A 17,042-nucleotide genomic window follows, 5' to 3' on the forward strand; every position below is an offset into this window, starting at 1 on the left:
TAAAATAAACCGCTAATTAATAGCGGTTTATTTTCATTTAACCGCGCTAAATTTATTAGGTTAATTTAAGTAAGTTATTTCAAACACGCTAATTTAAACAAGAGTTTTATTGTGGCAGTAAATTTTTCAACATCAGCATTAAAATGGTTATGGCTGACGTTTCTTTTTTTAATTGTTGACCAAGTAACGAAACACTGGGTTGCAGGCAGTTTCGATTTATATGAATCGGTATCAGTAATTTCATATTTCAACCTAACGTATGTCCATAATTACGGTGCTGCTTTTAGCTTTTTAGCTGATCACTCGGGCTGGCAACGTTGGTTTTTTGCAACAATAGCGGCATTTGCCAGCTTGTTATTTTTATACTGGCTAGCAAAAACACCGGCATCAAATAAGGTGTTAGGCATTGGCTTTGCGTTAATGTTAAGTGGCGCGGTAGGTAATTTAATTGATCGCTTAGTTCTTGGCTATGTTATCGACTTTTTAGACTTTTATGTGGGCAGCTGGCATTGGCCGGCGTTTAATGTTGCTGATTCAGTGATATTTGTTGGGGCGGCATTAATGATTTATGACTCACTGGTTAATAATGATGACCAAAAACAAGAACCCAGCGAACAGCATATAGAGAAGTAATTAGTTATGACTCAAGTTAAATCAGATTCAAGCATTGTTGCCCATATTACCATGAAGTTATCTGACGGTTCGGCAGCCGAAAGCACTAAAGTAAACAACCGTCCAGCAATCATTAATATTGGCGATCAAAGTATTTCGCCAGCTTTTGAACAGCAATTAATTGGTATGGCTGCCGGGGAAACTAAAGAATTTACCCTAAAATCAGCAGATGCTTTTGGTGATAAAAACCCTGATAATATTCATTATTTAGATATATCAAAGTTCAACGCAGATACGCCAGCTGAAGTTGGCAGTATTGTTACGTTTACCCAACCAGGTGGTGTCGAACTACCAGGTATGATCACAGAAGTATCTGGTGCGTCAGTAACGGTTGATTTTAATCATCCATTGGCTGGGCAAGATGTAACCTTTGTTATTGACGTTATTGAAATCAAATAGGGGCGAAAAATGGAAATAATTTTAGCTAACCCAAGAGGCTTTTGTGCTGGTGTTGACCGTGCAATTAGTATTGTGGATCGCGCCCTTGATTTATTCGACGCACCAATTTATGTGCGCCATGAAGTCGTACATAACAAGTTTGTGGTTAATGGCTTAAAACAGCGCGGTGCGGTGTTTGTTGATGAATTACATGAAGTACCTGATGATGCCACGGTTATTTTTAGCGCGCATGGCGTATCTAAAGCCGTTAGAAACGAAGCCAAAAATCGCGGATTAAAAGTATTTGATGCCACTTGCCCACTAGTGACTAAAGTGCATATGGAAGTATCTCGTGCTAGCCGCAAAGGCGTTGAATGTATTTTAATTGGTCATGCTGGTCACCCCGAAGTTGAAGGTACTATGGGGCAATATGACAGTGACGATGGTGGTATTTACCTTGTTGAATCACCAGAAGATGTTGCTTCATTAGCGGTTAAAAACCCTCAAGAACTTTACTATTGCAGCCAAACTACCTTATCGGTTGACGATACCAGTGATGTGATTGATGCGTTACGTCAAAAATTCCCTGCGATTGAAGGTCCTCGTAAAGACGATATTTGCTATGCCACACAAAACCGTCAAGATGCAGTAAGAGCCATTGCTGCACAAGTTGACTTATTGCTAGTGGTTGGAGCGAAAAATAGTTCAAACTCTAATCGCTTACGTGAACTTGCTGATAAAATGGGTACAACTTCTTATCTGATAGATACTGCCGATAATATTGACGAAGCTTGGCTAGAAAATATTGGTAAAGTTGGGGTGACTGCAGGTGCTTCTGCGCCAGAAGTGCTAGTGAAACAAGTCATCGACAAACTTAAATCCTTTGGTGGTCATGAAGTTATTGAACATCCAGGCCGTGAAGAGAATATTGTATTTGCCGTGCCTGTAGAATTGCGTTAGTCTTAAAGATGGATAAAAGTTAATCAACATTTAATATTCGATTACAGTGTCGAATCTGTTATTAATTTAAAGAAACAACCGTGGGTAGTAACTGTAAGTAGCTTATGTAAGTATCATAGCTGCAACTGCCCATTATATGGATGTAGGTATGGGTTAATGCAGTTCACTATGGTGAAATTTAACACATATGTTGGCCTAAAGGCATTTGTTATCACAATAAATTGCCTATTCACTTTGTTGTGTCAAAAACTCTATACTGATCCTCAGTCTATTAGTCGTTATGAGGTAACACCATGAGATCTAAAAACCATGGTATGACATTTATCGAAGTTCTCATCGCCTTATTTATTCTCGTCACCGGCATATTAGGTGCTGTTGCCATGCAGGCTTCCGCGAAAAAAGGAAGCTTTGATGCTATGCAGCGTTCCTTAGCTTCTAGCCTTGCTCAAGATATGATTGAGCGCATGCGTAACAATCAAGCACTAGCCATTGCAAACTCATATGATGGTAATGATTTTGGTGTCACTTTAGATGGCTTGCCAGCTAATCGATGTAATTCTCAAGCAAATGTATGCACTCCTGCCGAAGTTGCGACTAATGATTTGTATGAATGGGAAATGGCGTTGATGGGGGCCAATGTCACTGCTGGCGGTAAAAATCAAGGTGGATTACTTGATGCCAGAGGTTGTATCAGTACGCCTGGTGTTGATGGAGCTGTTACCATAGTAATTTCGTGGCAAGGACGAGAAGAAACGAAAGATGCTAATAAAGATGCCTGTGGTACGGCTGGAAAAAGCAGGCGCCAATTTATTTTAGAGGCATTTATTTAAGCGTATGAAAAATGTTCGAGGCATAAGTATCATTGAGCTGCTAATTTCATTGGCAGTAGGTTTAGCGTTGTTTGCTGGCGTAATGTCGGTTTTTGTTGGTATGCGCACCACAACCGAAGAAACTTCAAGTTATGGTGAGCTTCAAGAAAATGGTCGATTCGCTCTAAGTTTATTAACTGATGACTTATTAAGACAAGATTTTTGGGGTGATTACCCAGGTACGCTTGATCGTTCAAATTTATCCGCTGTACCTGGCGCTCCAGCAATAGAGTGTATTGGAGATGGCGTTAACAATGGCTCTTTTCCATTAGCCGTTGGTCAATTTAGAACACTTTGGGGTAAAACGGTTGATACGGCAAACCTGATGGGGTGTATCGATGATGCTAAAGTTGATGGTTTTACTGATGTTATTCAAATTAAGCGTGTTGCTGCTGATCCCGTTATAGCAATAGATGCGAATAGATATCACCTCAATATCAATACCAGTAATGGCGTGATTTTTAGTGGCGCTGTTATACCTAATGTAGACAATGCTCGACTATGGGAGTATCAGCACCATGTCTATTACGTACGAAATGAAGCAGTAGGTACTAATGTCGTTCCTGTGCTAATGAAAGGGCAATTAACCACTGCCGGTATGAGTATTCAACCAGCCGTTGATGGCATAGATGTTATTCGCTTTATGTATGGTCTAGACTTAGATAATGATGGCATTGTTAATACCTACGTTTCTGCTGACAACTTGACTCGAGCCAATTGGAATAATGCCCAAGGTAGCAATATATTGGCTGTTAAAGTGTTTGTTGTGGCTAGAAATATTACGCCCGATAATGATTATACGGATAATCGAACGTATCAAGTGGGTGATCTGGCATATACACCGAACGATAATTACCGTCGATTAATGTTTAGCTCAACCGTGAGTTTAGTAAATAAGTTGTAATGTTATGAGAACAAATAGTTATTTTTATAAATCTAAACAGCGTGGCGTGGTTCTTATTGTTTCGCTAGTGTTTCTAATTGCGCTGACAGCAGTGGCGGCTGGGCTGATGTTAAATACCACCAGTGATATGAAAATGTCAGGTGCAACGGAAGAAAAGGTTGTAGCAGAGCAAGAAGCGATTGGTGCCATGGATGAAACTATTTATCGTCAGGTTAATGGTGGAACCAATGCTTTTGCTCAAGCTCTTGTAAATTTTCCGGCCCCGCTAACCGATGACTTAGTCGTTACTTCGAAAGAAGGTACAAGAGTGAATGCTCATTTGGTAAACAATATATATAAATTGGAAGCAGATTGCCCCCACTCAAAATCAGCTTCTTCGTCACAGGTCTTTACTTGCAACGTTTTGAGAGTTCAAGTTGATAGGAAATACGGCCCTGAAAAAGTCAACAACGTTGAAGTAAATGCTGGTATTGCGCAAGAGTTACTGCGTTAATACGCTAAAATTATCATTGGGGAAAAAATGATGAAAAAATTATTTTTATTTATGGCAATGGCGATATTACCGCAGCTCGCATTAAGTGAAGATACCGAGTTGTATATCAGTGATAACGTTATACAGGCATTGCAGAAAAAGCAAGTGCTTATCATATTTGATAACTCCGGTAGTATGGCAAATCATTCTACCGTTAAAGAGCCATATGATCCTGATGGTACTTATGACCCTATTGGGCCGGATCATGCTTTAGATGAACGTTTTATTTATTTTACTAAGGGTGGTGTTGATTTCACAAGCTTACCTGTACCTGATGATAATACTGAGCACAGACGGTTTTTAGAAGAAATCAATAGTTGTGAAACCGCTAGAAAAATTCTTAGTGAGGTTGGGTTTTATTCTGGTTATGTACGTGAATACTCATTTAAGGGAGCAAGTGGGACCTGGCAAGAAATACCCGATAATGAAGGTGCCAATATCGAGGTGTTAGACTGTCAAGATGATGTGCTAAACGCCGAGCCTACTAACATAACGGGTTTGCCACAAGGCTATCCAGTTAATTTACAAGGTACAAAAAAATCTCCCATTTACCACTCATTAGATATTAATGAATCGAATGTAGATTGGGCGTCAGGTAAGCTAGTAACTTTATACACAGATAAGTACCTACGTTGGTACCACAATACTACTGCGGCAGGTGTAACGAAAACCTATTTAAAACAAGCGCAAGACAGTATTACTAATGTTATCAAAGCTAACCCATCCGTAGAGTTTGGTTTGCAAGTCTTTAACTATAACAGAGGTGATGGTGTTAATGATGGTAATGGCGGTCGTACTATATTTGGTATTGATAAACTAGATGCTACCAATCAACCCCAATTACTCAGTATTATTAATAATGAAATCACTGCGAGTACCTATACGCCACTTTGTGAATCTCTATATGAAGCATCCCGTTACTTCGCAGGTAAGTCAATAGAATATGCCGATACAGATATTACGATTCGGAAAAAGGATGACACGATAACTTACGATGGTAATTCACCTGCATTTGATACTAGTATTGTTAGCGGGGGAAATTACATTTCCCCAATGCCAAACTGTAATAGTACCGCCTTTGTTATTATTATTACTGATGGTTTCCCAAGTAATGATGACGCGGCAAATAGTAAAATAGAAGCGTTAACGGCGTTAGATAAAGATGGCAATTCTGTCGCTTTTTCTGGTAGTAAAATGCATGGCAGTTATTTACCAGCGCTTGCCGAGTGGATGTATGGTATATCACCATCTGAACAAGAAATAGAGCATTTAAAGCTTAGCAATGATGATTTAGGTACGAAATACAACAGTCTTGATCTTAACCCGACCAAAGATAAGATACAAAACGTTAAAACTATTACTATCGGCTTTAACCTTTATGATATCGAGCCAGGTGAAGATGGTTACAATGAAGATGAAGCACTTGCAGCGAAAAAAGCAGAAGAATTGTTAGATGAAACCGCGAGAAAAGGCGGTGGTATCTTTATTAAGGCGACAGGCGAGTCTGCATTAACAGAAGCGTTGGTACAAAGCCTGACTAGCTTAGAAGCAAGTAGCCAAACATTAACCTCCGCATCAGTTGCCGCCAATAACTTTGACCGTACTCAAACCCTAGACTATGTGTACTATGCGATGTTCGATCCTGACGTCGGAACGCGTTGGCAAGGTAATGTTAAAAAATACAAAGTTGTGGACAATATCCAAAAAGGTAAGAATGGCCAAGATGCACTAAATGCTGCTGGAACACACTTTAGTGCAGACGCTCAAAGCTACTGGTCAACAGAATTGGATGGAAATGAGGTTAAAAAAGGCGGGGTAGCTGAAATGCTCCGCAACATGAAAGTGGATGATCGCACTATATTATATGATGCTAGTGATGATACTTTAACCGAGTTTAACTATAGCAACTTAACATCGCCTAAAGGGTTGGGTAGCTTAGCAGATTTGGCTGTTGAGCTAGATGTGCCAGAAGGTGAAGTCGTTGATTACCTTAATTGGGCCCGCGGTATGGATGTCGACAATGAAGATAAAGATGATCCTGTCGATACCACAGATATGCGTGCAGATGTATTCGCTGATCCCTTACATTCAAAACCTTTAGTAATTAACTATGGCACTAGTATTCGTATAGTTGTCGGTACGAATGCCGGTGTACTTCATATGTTTGAAGACAAAGGGGATACTGTCGCTGAAGATTGGGCATTTATGCCTAAAGAGTTTTTATCAATAATAAAACCATTACGTGTCAATGACTCTACCGGTAAAAAAGTTTATGGAGTTGATGGTAAAATAACGTCTTATTTCAGAGATGATAATGGTGATGGCAAAGTTGATAGTAGCACAGATCAAGTTCTACTATTCTTTGGTCTACGCCGTGGTGGCACATCTTACTACGCGCTTGATGTAACTGATCCTAAGTCTCCAAAACTATTGTGGAAGAAAGATAGTTCTAGCCCAGGTTTTGAAGAGTTAGGTCAATCTTGGTCACAACCTAAAATCGCTTATTCAAAAATTAACGCATCAGGAACAACAGCTAACCCAGTGTTATTAATTGGTGGTGGTTACGATATTAATAAGGATATAGAGTCAGTTGGGACCGCGGATAGCTCAGGTCGTGCTGTGTATATGCTTGACGCACTCTCTGGTGATTTATTATGGAGTCTAGCGCCGTCAGGCGGCACAACGACTTTTCCTGGAGAAGATAGTATTCCATCGAGTATAGCAACGCTTGATTCGAACTCAGATGGCTTGGCTGATCGATTATACTTTGGTGATACCGGCGGAAATATCTGGCGTGTCGATATGCCAGATAAAGATCCTAAAGATGCAGAAAATCCGTGGACAGTGACTAAGTTAGCTGAGCTTGGGGGGACTACAGATGCAACTGATAGAAGATTCTTTAATGAGCCATCTATTGTTAGAACATTTATTAGTGAAACATTAGAAGCAGAAATCACTGACGTTGATGGCAATACCACCAAGATAGTGACTAATCAGGAAATCCCTTATGATGCTGTATTAATTGGAAGTGGCAATAGATCTCACCCACTAGGTTCACATAGTAATAATCAAGATATGCTGTTTATGGTTAAAGATAGCAATATATTGACCCAGTCATTTCAAGGTGCAGATATCCCTGCAACTATTACTGTAACGGATTTATATGACTATAGTGATAATCCATTTTCAAAAGATATGACTACTAATGAACGTAATACTTTAGCTTTAGCGGTAAGTGCAAAGTCAGGTTGGTATATGGATTTATCAACAGAAGATGAACAAAGTACGTCATCACCTATTGTCATAAATGGTGTTGCATATTTCACTACGTTTGTGCCACCGTCATTAGTCCTAGACCCTGACTCGTGCGATGTACCGGCTGGTTTAGGTTGGTTATATGCAGTGGACTTGGCATTGGGCACGCACAAATATAATTGGACTGATGATATGAACCCTATACAGGTTGCAGATGGCGATGAGCGAAAAATTTATATTAGTGAGCAGTACTTAGGTTCTCCTACATTAATTGTATTGCCTGACGAAGAAGGCAAATCTAAAGGTAATATAATAACTGGCCGTACCATAGTTCCGGTAGGTTTTGAACTAGATACAGTAAGAACTTATATGTATATAAAAGAGGAGCAATAATGAAAAACCGTATAAACAATAAAAATAACGGTTTTACGTTAATTGAGTTGATGATTGCGGTGGCTATTGTAGGTATTTTAGCAGCCATAGCTTATCCCTCTTATACTGACTTTGTTGCTCGCTCTAATCGTTCAGAGGGGCAAAGAGAGCTAATGCGACTGGCTAATCTGCAAGAGCAGTTATTTGTTGATACACGCAGTTATACGGCTGATTTGGCCGATTTGAATGTTGATTCAAATTATGCCACTGATAACTATACCTATTCTGCAACCATTGCTAATAACGGTACGACTTTTACTTTAAAAGCGAGTGCTAAAACTAACCAAGCAGCGAAAGATGGTGCCTGTAAAGATATGACGATCACTAATACAGGCGCTAGAACACCTGCAACAGGTTGTTGGGAGTAATATTATGAAGTTACATCAATATATTTTAATTAGTAGCCTAGTGACAGCGCCTTTTTCTGCAGCTTTAGCTGAACAGAAAAGTATAAAAAAAGAAAAACAAGCAGTTATGTCAATAAAATGCTTAGTTGAGCTTTATGGAGGGGGGCATACTATTTATGTAGAACAAATGAATGTATCTAAAGTAAGTAAGATAAAGCAATGGTTAACAAATCGAGATATCGATATTGTGGGGGGGAAAAAACCATTTAGAGTCTATGATGTCAAGGAATGTGTAGGTGCTTATGATGATTTCTCTTCACCTCTAGCAAAAAGAATAGAAGCGGAACTCCCACGTTAGCATAAACTTATTATATTAGTTGAATTGACTCCGATTAGTTGCAGTAAGGGCTTTATCTCTGCTCTTAAAACTAAGTGCAACTAATCTCATTTCCACCGCGGTCTTCATCTTTACCGTCATTATCAGTATCTTGGCTTATATAAGTTCTACCTGAAGCCGTTACTGTAATTCCTCGGGATAAACTAGCATCACTTTTAGGGCAGTAATTAATGGTGTATGTTGCCCCTTGCACTAGCCTGCCTGTTGGCGCATAAATAATTTGTGCAGTATTTGATTTTGTCGTATCGCCAGAAGTATCTGCATTTTTTACTTTAATTAAGTCTTCGTTGTTGGCATCGAATGCTTTAGCGTTATCAAAATCATTGGCGCTATTAATGAAAACTGACACTTGGTTTTGCCAATTATTAGTACATTGGTTGGCGGCTAGTGGACAGACGGTAACGTATTTACCAGAGTTAATTGCTGTATTTCGAGCAGTTAAAATTAAGCGATTGATTTCTGCTATTTGACTATCAACCCGCATTTTGACGATAAAAGTGCTTAGGCTAGGAACGCCTATGGCGATGACTATTGCTAATATGGCAATCGTAACTAAGAGTTCTATTAAGGTAAATCCAGACTTCCCTGAATTACTAAATCGAGCAATTTGATGAATAGCCATAATACCGCCTAATACGCTTATCCTTGTAAGTAGTATTTATAACATCATCAAATTTCTATCGCCAGCAGTTAATTTTTCAAAGGTCACTTTTATTCGCAGTTGAGCTTTTTACCCGAGCGATTTTCGTCTACGCCATCATTGTTTTTATCTGACGTGGCATAAAGCCTACCTGAGGTTGCGATAATAATACCACGCGCTAGGCTTAAATTTTGTGTTGGGCAATATCTGAAAGTGCCATTTGTTAAGCCACTCAGATGCCCGGTTGGCGTATAGGTTATTTTGTTTCTGTATTTAGCATACAGCAACTTATCATTGGTCTTGATTGCATCTTTTACTACAAGAATTTTTTCAGTTAACGGATCAAATACCTGATTATTGTTGTAATCGATAAAAGCACTTAGCTGGTTGTGCCAATTACTGCTGCACGCACCGCTATCTTCTATTGGGCATAAAATTGCTTTGGTACCTGAATTTATCGCAGCATTTCGTGTAATTAATAACATGCGATGAAGTTGAGAAATTTCATTATCAACTCGCATTCTTATTAAAAAGTCTTGTAAATTGGGAACGGCTATTGCAAGTAATGTACTGGTTATACTGACCGACAGCATTAACTCGATCAAAGTCCATCCTTGATAACTTTGAGTTTGTCGCATAATAATTCCTTTATTAGCTACTGTTAGAAAATCCTTTTCTTATCTAGGTATAGTAGCTAGGAATTTATTTTGTCAATATTGACTGAGGTTAATCATAAATCGTTGGTATTGCTAAGCGCTTATGCTGCGTTCTACGATAGATATCGATAATTAAGCTATTCACATGTTCAGACACTTCTTTTCCTTCTAAGAAGTCATCTAATTCATCATAACTTAGCCCCAAAGCATCTTCATCGGTTTTGCCTGGGTTTAAGTCTTCTAAATCTGCTGTTGGTGCTTTTTCTACTAAAATATCAGGCGCACCTAAGTGTTTAGCAATTTGCCTAACTTGGCGTTTTGACAAGCCAAATAGCGGTACTAAATCGCAAGCGCCGTCGCCCCATTTTGTGAAAAAACCGGTGATATTTTCTGCTGAATGATCGGTGCCGATAACTAGTCCACCTAAAATTCCGGCAATATGATATTGAGTGACCATACGCGTACGCGCTTTTACATTGCCTTTTGAAAAGTCTAACCTGTGGTCATTGGCATTTAGTAAGGAACAATCGTTTAGCGCATTTAGCGTTTCTTGATGAATACCATCGGCACCAGGTTTAACATTTGGACTAACAATATGGCTAGGTTGAATAAAGCTTAAAGCAATTTGAGCGTCATCTTCGTCTGCTTGAACACCATAGGGTAGGCGTACCGCAACAAATTTGAAGTCATCGCAATCATATTCTTGATTAAGTTGATCTACAGCGATTTGTGCCAGTCTGCCACAGGTTGATGAGTCTACGCCGCCACTAATGCCTAATATCAGATGTTTTAAAGAAGAGTTTACTAACTGTTTTTTTATAAATGCCACTCTTCTTGTTACTTCAAACTCTACATCAATTTCAGGAAGAACTTTCATTTCTTCAATGATCAACTGCCGATCCATTGTTTATCCTATGGTTAATAACGTTAATCATCGTAGTGTATCAAAAACTATATGCAGTTGTAGAGTCGCTTGATAAGTGAAAATTTTTCAAATATATCAGCAATTAAAATTTTTTCTTTTAGCCATTTCGATTTAGAATAAAAGATATGCTAGAAAATTGACGTCAGAGTCGAGTAGAGGTTTAGATGAAAAAAATAGAAGCGATTATCAAACCATTTAAAATGGATGATGTAAGGGAAGCGTTAGGTGAAATTGGCATTACTGGCATGACAGTTTCCGAAGTTAAAGGGTTTGGTCGCCAAAAAGGTCATACCGAGCTTTATCGTGGCGCTGAATATATGGTTGATTTTTTACCTAAAGTAAAATTAGAAATTGTGGTTTCTTCACAAGATGTCGAGCGTTGTATTGATGCGATAGTAAAAACCGCGCAAACCGGTAAAATTGGTGATGGTAAAATATTTGTCACAGAAGTTGAGCGTGTGGTACGCATTCGAACTGAAGAAGAAAACGAAGCCGCTATTTAAAATATAAGTACTGGTTATTTTCAATAGAAAAGCCGCTAACTGCGGCTTTTTTATTGACTTAAGTTAAAGAAATTCAGCTTTAGCTAACGTTAATTAACAATCGGGTTTTGCGGATAGTTAATTGCTAGCACTTGTTTAGCATTATTCATTAACTCAGTTAACCCTAACGCTTGGTAACACTCCACCATCACTTCAAGTGCTTTTTCCACTTCTTTAGTCGGAGCGTAAAACTCAACAATATATTTAGCGCGATTTGCCGCTGAAACATATGCTTCACGTTTAAAGTAAAATTCAGCTACCGCTAATTCATATTGAGCAAGGCGAGATTTAATCCCTATCATACGTTTTTTAGCGTCGGCAGCGTACTTACTTTGTGGGTAATCATCAACGATTTTGCGTAAATCGTTAAATGCTTCACGCGAAGCTGTTGGATCGCGATCTGAGCGATCAATACCTGCTAAGCTTTGGAATAAGTTTTCTTCGGTGCCTACCTTAATTAGTGCGCGCATGTAGTAAACATAATCAACATTTGGGTGAGTTGGGTTTAATCGTAAAAAACGATCGGCTAACGCCACACCTTGATCGGCATTGCCGGTTTTGTAATAGGCGTATATCAAATCAAGTTGTACTTGATGTGAAATAGGGCCGAACGGGAATCGTGAATCAATTGCCGATAAAATTTGAATGGCTTTTTGGTATAAGCCGTTATCAAGTGCTTCACGAGCATCTACAAATAACACTTGAGCTGAACTATCCGGTACTTTATCAATATCGGCATCAGAAGATGAACAGCCAGAAAGCGCGACAATACTAGCTAAAATCAGAGCGCGAAAGGTCAATTTTTCCATAGACTTAATTATCATTACTTTGTTTTCGTTAAAATTATTATGAAAGCCCTACACAAAAGGGTAAAATGCATTTCTATTGTTGAGCAGCATTCTAACTCAGCAATCATGCCTTGCACAGTGTAAATACCAATTTGATATCAAAGAGACGTTAATGGCTGAAATTATTCAACATCAAGAAACTGTTCCTCAAGAGTGCTTAGGAAAACGTTTAGACCAAGCTTTGGCCGAAATGTTTCCTGATTATTCTCGCTCTCGCATAAAAGAGTGGATTTTAGCCGGTAATGTTAAAGTTGATGGAAAACAAATCACTAAAGCACGTGAAAAAGTGTTTGGCGGGGAAGAAATACTTATTGATGCGACCGTTGAAGCAGATATTCGTTTTGAACCGCAAGATATCCCGTTAAATATTGTTTATGAAGACGATGATATTTTGGTGATCAATAAACCGGCAGATTTAGTCGTTCATCCAGGTGCCGGTAACCCTGATGGCACGGTATTGAATGCATTATTGCATCATTGTCCTGAATTAGAAGTGGTGCCGCGAGCTGGTATTGTTCATCGCTTAGACAAAGATACGACAGGTTTGATGGTAGTGGCCAAAACAATTGCCGCACAAACTAATTTAGTCGATGCCTTGCAGCGCCGAGAAATTACCCGTGAATACGAAGCGGTAGCAAACGGCATAATGACCGCGGGTGGCACAGTTGATGAGCCAATTGGTCGACACTCAACTAAACGCACGCATATGGCGGTAACGATTTCTGGCCGTCCATCGGTCACTCATTATCGTGTGATGGAAAAATACCGCTTACATACGCGCTTAAGATTACGTTTAGAAACTGGTCGCACTCACCAAATTCGTGTCCATATGGCACACATTGCTCATCCTTTGGTTGGCGATCCGTTATACGGCGGCCGTCCTCGCCCGCCTAAAAATGCCACACCTGAGCTATTAGATTATTTACGTGGCTTTAAACGCCAAGCGCTACATGCTGCGATGTTGAAACTTTATCACCCTATTACTGGTGTAGAAATGACTTGGCGCGCAGAATTGCCAGACGATTTTGTTAAACTGGTTAGCTTGCTTCAAGAAGACAATAAGCTTAATGAAGAAGAGCAATACTAAGCTCCGATTAGATCTCACTCCTATTGCGATGCCTGCCAACGTGCAGGCATTTAGCACACATAGATATTCCTCGCCATTAACGGTAGATGCACATTCACCATATAGCGCATTTAATCTAGGCGATCATGTTGGCGATAACCTTGAACGAGTCATTCAAAATCGAGAGTTGTTAAAAACGGCTCTACCAGCCAAAAGCCAAATCCAGTGGTTATCGCAGGTTCATGGCAATCAGGTTGTCGAAATCAACGAAGTACAATCACAGCCGATTATTGCCGATGCCAGCGTTACGCGAAAAAAGCATATTGCCCTGTCAATTATGACTGCGGACTGTTTACCCATTTTGTTGGCGGATAAAACAGGCACTTGTGTTGCAGCCATTCACGGCGGCTGGCGACCACTGGCACAAAATATTATTACCAATACTTTGCAGGTGATGGCTATTCAGCCTAAGGAAATTGTAGCTTGGTTAGGGCCATGTATAGGTAAAACTGCTTTTGAAGTGGGGGCAGAGGTAAAGCAAGCATTTATCAACTTGTTGCCTGAATCTGAGCAAGCCTTTATTCCATCCGATATTCCATGTGAAAATAAAGATAAATATTTCGCAGACTTACAATTATTGGCAAGGCAACTATTAGCGCGTGAAGGTGTAAATACTATTGAGCAGCTAGATGATTGCACGTACTCCATGCCTAAGCGCTATTATTCTTATCGCCGTGAAAATATTACAGGCAGAATGGCATCAGTCATTTGCCTTGTGGATTAAACGTTGGTTTACACATTATTTAATTCTTTTCTTGCTAAATTCCTTTTCAAAAACTTGTTTTAAATCAAACTTATTAACAGCGCTTTGTTGAATTTATCCACAACGCCCTTATAAATAATACTAAGTTAAGGCGTGCTTGTGCTGCCAGATAGATTATTGCGGAGAGTTAAACATGCGTTTAGACAGATTTACTCAGTCATTTCAAATGGCGATTTCAGATGCTCAGTCGTTAGCGCTTGGGCGTGATCATCAATTTATTGAACCTATTCATTTAATGCTGGCGTTAATGAAGCAAACCGGTAACAGCGTTATTCCCTTACTAAAAAGTGCCGGTGTTAATGTTAATTCATTGCAAACACAGTTAGAAAAAGCGCTCGATGGCTTAGCACAAGTTCACGGTGTTGGCGGAGAAGTACAGTTATCTTCTACAACTGGCAAGTTGCTAAATCTTTGTGATAAATACGCGCAAAAACTTAATGATACCTACATATCGTCAGATGTATTTTTACTAGCGGCACTCGAAGACACCGGTGTACTTGGTCAAACATTAAAATCACTTGGCGCAACAGAAAAGCGCTTTAAAGAAGCCATTGACCACGTTAGAGGCGGGCAAAATGTCAATGACCCAAATGCTGAAGATGTGCGTCAAGCCTTAGATAAGTTTACCGTTAATTTAACGGAGCGTGCAGAGCAAGGTAAACTAGATCCCGTGATTGGTCGTGATGATGAAATTCGACGCGCGATTCAAGTACTGCAACGTAGAACTAAAAATAACCCTGTGTTAATTGGTCATCCTGGGGTTGGTAAAACTGCGATTGTTGAAGGTTTAGCGCAACGTATTGTTGATCACGAAGTGCCAGAAGGCTTAAAGAATAAACAAGTATTATCACTTGATATGGGGGCACTGGTTGCCGGTGCCAAATATCGCGGTGAATTTGAAGAGCGTTTAAAGGCGGTGCTTAGCGAACTAGCCAAGCTTGAAGGCCAAGTTATTTTATTTATTGATGAATTGCACACTATGGTTGGCGCAGGTAAAACTGACGGTGCGATGGATGCTGGTAATATGCTAAAACCGGCGCTGGCTCGTGGTGATTTACATTGTGTTGGTGCAACGACATTAGATGAATATCGCCAATATATTGAAAAAGATGCGGCGTTAGAGCGTCGTTTCCAAAAAGTTATTGTTAATGAGCCAAGTGTCGAAGATACCATTGCCATTCTTCGAGGTTTAAAAGAGCGTTATGAACTTCATCACTCCGTAGATATTACCGATCCGGCCATTGTTGCGGCCGCAACTTTGTCGCATCGCTATATCAGTGATCGCCAATTGCCTGACAAAGCAATTGATTTAATTGATGAAGCTGCATCAAGCATTCGCTTGCAGATGGACTCTAAACCAGAAGATCTGGATAAATTAGATCGTCGTATAATTCAGTTAAAGCTAGAGCAAAAGGCGCTGGAAGGCGAGGGCGACGATGCTTCAGTAAAACGCTTAGAAGCGATCTCAGAGGAAATCACTAAACTTCAAGCTAATTATGATGAGCTTGATGAGGTTTGGACAACGGAAAAAGCAGCGTTGCATGGCACTCAAACCATCAAGGCAGATTTAGAGCAGGCACGAATTGACTTAGAAGCGGCGCGTCGTGTGGGCGACTTAAATAAAATGTCGGAATTGCAATACGGTCAAATTCCTGAGCTCGAAAAGCAATTAGATTTAGCCAGCCAAGCTGAAATGCAGGAAATGAGCTTGATTCGCAATAAGGTCACTGAAGTTGAAATTGCCGATGTTTTAAGTCGAGCAACCGGTATTCCTGTAGCAAAAATGCTTTCTGAAGAGCGCGAGAAGTTACTAGCGATGGAAGATAATTTGCATCAGCGAGTCATTGGTCAATCAGAGGCCGTGGTTGCTGTTTCCAACGCGATTAGACGCTCGCGTGCAGGCCTTGCCGACCCGAATCAACCGATTGGTTCATTCCTATTTTTAGGGCCAACTGGTGTTGGTAAAACCGAATTAACTAAGGCGCTGGCAGAGTTCTTGTTTGACACCGAAGATGCGTTAATTCGCGTAGACATGTCAGAATTTATGGAAAAACATTCTGTAGCACGCTTAGTTGGCGCTCCTCCTGGCTATGTTGGTTATGAAGAAGGTGGCTATTTAACCGAAGCCGTTAGACGTAAGCCTTATTCGGTCGTGCTACTCGATGAAGTCGAAAAGGCGCACCCTGATGTGTTTAATATTTTATTGCAAGTATTGGATGATGGTCGCTTAACTGATGGTCAAGGTCGCACGGTAGACTTTAAAAATACTGTGATTATTATGACCTCTAATATCGGCTCAGATATTATTCAGGCCTACGCTGGTGATGAGCAGTATCAGCAAATTAAAGATGCGGTAATGATGGAGCTAAGCAAGCACTTCAAGCCAGAATTTTTAAATAGGGTTGATGATACCGTGGTATTCCACCCGTTATTAGCCGAACAAATAGTTGAAATTGCTAAAATTCAAATTCAATCATTATCGGCGCGATTGGCTCAGCAAGAGTTAACGTTATCAGTTGAAGACAGCGCGTTAGAGAAAATTGCTAAAGTTGGCTTTGATCCATTGTTTGGTGCTCGCCCTCTTAAACGAGCGATACAAAATGATATCGAAAACCCACTTGCTCAGCGTTTGCTAGCTGGTGATTTTGCAAAAGGGGATACCATTGTGGTTACGCCTACAGAGTTCGGTTTTGATTTTTCAACAACCTAAGAGCCCCTAGCAATAAAAGTTTAAATTAAAGGCAGTTATTAACTTGAGTGTTTAATAACTGCCTTTTTTTATTGCTATTAATTGGC

17 protein-coding genes are annotated in these 17,042 nt (G+C 39.9%); 13 read left to right on the forward strand and 4 right to left on the reverse strand.

Going from position 1 to position 17,042, the window contains the following annotated elements:
- Positions 1-111 precede the first annotated feature (111 nt).
- From lspA to ACOB82_RS02700, 9 genes are all read left to right on the forward strand, one after another.
- A complete protein-coding gene (lspA, locus tag ACOB82_RS02660) occupies positions 112-633 on the forward strand; it encodes a signal peptidase II (RefSeq protein WP_448211395.1) in 522 nt (173 codons plus the stop codon).
- Between the two features lie 6 nt (positions 634-639).
- Positions 640-1,071, forward strand: coding sequence for an FKBP-type peptidyl-prolyl cis-trans isomerase (fkpB, locus tag ACOB82_RS02665; RefSeq protein ID WP_448211396.1), 432 nt, complete (start codon positions 640-642; stop codon positions 1,069-1,071).
- Positions 1,072-1,080: 9 nt separating this feature from the next.
- Complete coding sequence (ispH, locus tag ACOB82_RS02670) at positions 1,081-2,010, forward strand: 4-hydroxy-3-methylbut-2-enyl diphosphate reductase (RefSeq protein ID WP_448211397.1); 930 nt, start codon at positions 1,081-1,083, stop codon at positions 2,008-2,010.
- A gap of 293 nt (positions 2,011-2,303) precedes the next feature.
- Positions 2,304-2,840 (forward strand): type IV pilus modification protein PilV, encoded by a 537-nt coding sequence (gene pilV / locus ACOB82_RS02675; RefSeq protein WP_448211398.1) that lies wholly within the window; start codon positions 2,304-2,306, stop codon positions 2,838-2,840.
- A 4-nt stretch (positions 2,841-2,844) separates the two neighbouring features.
- A complete protein-coding gene (locus ACOB82_RS02680) occupies positions 2,845-3,783 on the forward strand; it encodes a PilW family protein (protein WP_448211399.1) in 939 nt (312 codons plus the stop codon).
- A gap of 4 nt (positions 3,784-3,787) precedes the next feature.
- Positions 3,788-4,276, forward strand: coding sequence for a pilus assembly PilX family protein (locus tag ACOB82_RS02685; protein ID WP_448211400.1), 489 nt, complete (start codon positions 3,788-3,790; stop codon positions 4,274-4,276).
- Positions 4,277-4,306: 30 nt separating this feature from the next.
- Positions 4,307-7,963, forward strand: coding sequence for a pilus assembly protein (locus tag ACOB82_RS02690; RefSeq protein WP_448211401.1), 3,657 nt, complete (start codon positions 4,307-4,309; stop codon positions 7,961-7,963).
- Entirely contained in the window at positions 7,963-8,370 is a 408-nt protein-coding gene (locus tag ACOB82_RS02695; protein ID WP_448211402.1) for a type IV pilin protein, read from the forward strand. Before ACOB82_RS02690 ends, ACOB82_RS02695 begins: the two co-directional genes overlap by 1 nt.
- 4 nt (positions 8,371-8,374) lie before the next feature.
- On the forward strand, positions 8,375-8,707 hold the full coding sequence (locus ACOB82_RS02700) for a hypothetical protein (RefSeq protein WP_448211403.1): 333 nt from the start codon (positions 8,375-8,377) through the stop codon (positions 8,705-8,707).
- A 70-nt stretch (positions 8,708-8,777) separates the two neighbouring features.
- Here the strand turns inward: ACOB82_RS02700 and ACOB82_RS02705 are convergent, their stop codons facing one another.
- The 3 genes from ACOB82_RS02705 to nadE all read right to left on the reverse strand — a co-directional run bounded on the left by ACOB82_RS02705 (position 8,778) and on the right by nadE (position 10,946).
- A complete protein-coding gene (locus tag ACOB82_RS02705) occupies positions 8,778-9,368 on the reverse strand; it encodes a GspH/FimT family pseudopilin (protein WP_448211404.1) in 591 nt (196 codons plus the stop codon).
- 89 nt (positions 9,369-9,457) lie between these two features.
- A complete protein-coding gene (locus tag ACOB82_RS02710; RefSeq protein ID WP_448211405.1) occupies positions 9,458-10,024 on the reverse strand; it encodes a GspH/FimT family pseudopilin in 567 nt (188 codons plus the stop codon).
- A gap of 88 nt (positions 10,025-10,112) precedes the next feature.
- Positions 10,113-10,946 carry an ammonia-dependent NAD(+) synthetase gene (gene nadE / locus ACOB82_RS02715; protein ID WP_448211406.1) on the reverse strand — a complete coding sequence of 278 codons (834 nt, stop codon included), beginning with the start codon at positions 10,944-10,946 and terminating at the stop codon, positions 10,113-10,115.
- Positions 10,947-11,131: 185 nt separating this feature from the next.
- Here nadE and glnB point away from each other — a divergent pair, with 185 nt between their 5' ends.
- Positions 11,132-11,470 (forward strand): nitrogen regulatory protein P-II, encoded by a 339-nt coding sequence (glnB, locus tag ACOB82_RS02720; protein ID WP_448211407.1) that lies wholly within the window; start codon positions 11,132-11,134, stop codon positions 11,468-11,470.
- 89 nt (positions 11,471-11,559) lie between these two features.
- Here the strand turns inward: glnB and ACOB82_RS02725 are convergent, their stop codons facing one another.
- Positions 11,560-12,318, reverse strand: a complete 759-nt coding sequence (locus tag ACOB82_RS02725; protein WP_448211485.1) for an outer membrane protein assembly factor BamD — start codon at positions 12,316-12,318, stop codon at positions 11,560-11,562.
- 151 nt (positions 12,319-12,469) lie between these two features.
- Between ACOB82_RS02725 and rluD the strand changes: the two genes are divergently transcribed.
- From rluD to clpB, 3 genes are all read left to right on the forward strand, one after another.
- Positions 12,470-13,444, forward strand: coding sequence for a 23S rRNA pseudouridine(1911/1915/1917) synthase RluD (gene rluD, locus ACOB82_RS02730; protein ID WP_448211408.1), 975 nt, complete (start codon positions 12,470-12,472; stop codon positions 13,442-13,444).
- Positions 13,425-14,207, forward strand: a complete 783-nt coding sequence (pgeF, locus tag ACOB82_RS02735; protein WP_448211409.1) for a peptidoglycan editing factor PgeF — start codon at positions 13,425-13,427, stop codon at positions 14,205-14,207. Before rluD ends, pgeF begins: the two co-directional genes overlap by 20 nt.
- Positions 14,208-14,379: 172 nt before the next feature.
- A complete protein-coding gene (clpB, locus tag ACOB82_RS02740) occupies positions 14,380-16,956 on the forward strand; it encodes an ATP-dependent chaperone ClpB (RefSeq protein WP_448211410.1) in 2,577 nt (858 codons plus the stop codon).
- Positions 16,957-17,042 lie beyond the last annotated feature (86 nt).

Source organism: Colwellia sp. MEBiC06753 (assembly GCF_053470325.1).

What these genes read in the sequence shown, in the direction of transcription:
- fkpB (WP_448211396.1), top strand. Translation starts at nt 640, where the DNA reads ATGACTCAAGTTAAATCAGATTCAAGCATTGTTGCCCATATTACCATG.
- ispH (WP_448211397.1), top strand. Translation starts at nt 1,081, where the DNA reads ATGGAAATAATTTTAGCTAACCCAAGAGGCTTTTGTGCTGGTGTTGAC.
- pilV (WP_448211398.1), top strand. Translation starts at nt 2,304, where the DNA reads ATGAGATCTAAAAACCATGGTATGACATTTATCGAAGTTCTCATCGCC.
- ACOB82_RS02680 (WP_448211399.1), top strand. Translation starts at nt 2,845, where the DNA reads ATGAAAAATGTTCGAGGCATAAGTATCATTGAGCTGCTAATTTCATTG.
- ACOB82_RS02685 (WP_448211400.1), top strand. Translation starts at nt 3,788, where the DNA reads ATGAGAACAAATAGTTATTTTTATAAATCTAAACAGCGTGGCGTGGTT.
- ACOB82_RS02690 (WP_448211401.1), top strand. Translation starts at nt 4,307, where the DNA reads ATGAAAAAATTATTTTTATTTATGGCAATGGCGATATTACCGCAGCTC.
- ACOB82_RS02695 (WP_448211402.1), top strand. Translation starts at nt 7,963, where the DNA reads ATGAAAAACCGTATAAACAATAAAAATAACGGTTTTACGTTAATTGAG.
- ACOB82_RS02700 (WP_448211403.1), top strand. Translation starts at nt 8,375, where the DNA reads ATGAAGTTACATCAATATATTTTAATTAGTAGCCTAGTGACAGCGCCT.
- ACOB82_RS02705 (WP_448211404.1), bottom strand. Translation starts at nt 9,368, where the DNA reads ATGGCTATTCATCAAATTGCTCGATTTAGTAATTCAGGGAAGTCTGGA.
- ACOB82_RS02710 (WP_448211405.1), bottom strand. Translation starts at nt 10,024, where the DNA reads ATGCGACAAACTCAAAGTTATCAAGGATGGACTTTGATCGAGTTAATG.
- nadE (WP_448211406.1), bottom strand. Translation starts at nt 10,946, where the DNA reads ATGGATCGGCAGTTGATCATTGAAGAAATGAAAGTTCTTCCTGAAATT.
- glnB (WP_448211407.1), top strand. Translation starts at nt 11,132, where the DNA reads ATGAAAAAAATAGAAGCGATTATCAAACCATTTAAAATGGATGATGTA.
- ACOB82_RS02725 (WP_448211485.1), bottom strand. Translation starts at nt 12,318, where the DNA reads ATGGAAAAATTGACCTTTCGCGCTCTGATTTTAGCTAGTATTGTCGCG.
- rluD (WP_448211408.1), top strand. Translation starts at nt 12,470, where the DNA reads ATGGCTGAAATTATTCAACATCAAGAAACTGTTCCTCAAGAGTGCTTA.
- pgeF (WP_448211409.1), top strand. Translation starts at nt 13,425, where the DNA reads ATGAAGAAGAGCAATACTAAGCTCCGATTAGATCTCACTCCTATTGCG.
- clpB (WP_448211410.1), top strand. Translation starts at nt 14,380, where the DNA reads ATGCGTTTAGACAGATTTACTCAGTCATTTCAAATGGCGATTTCAGAT.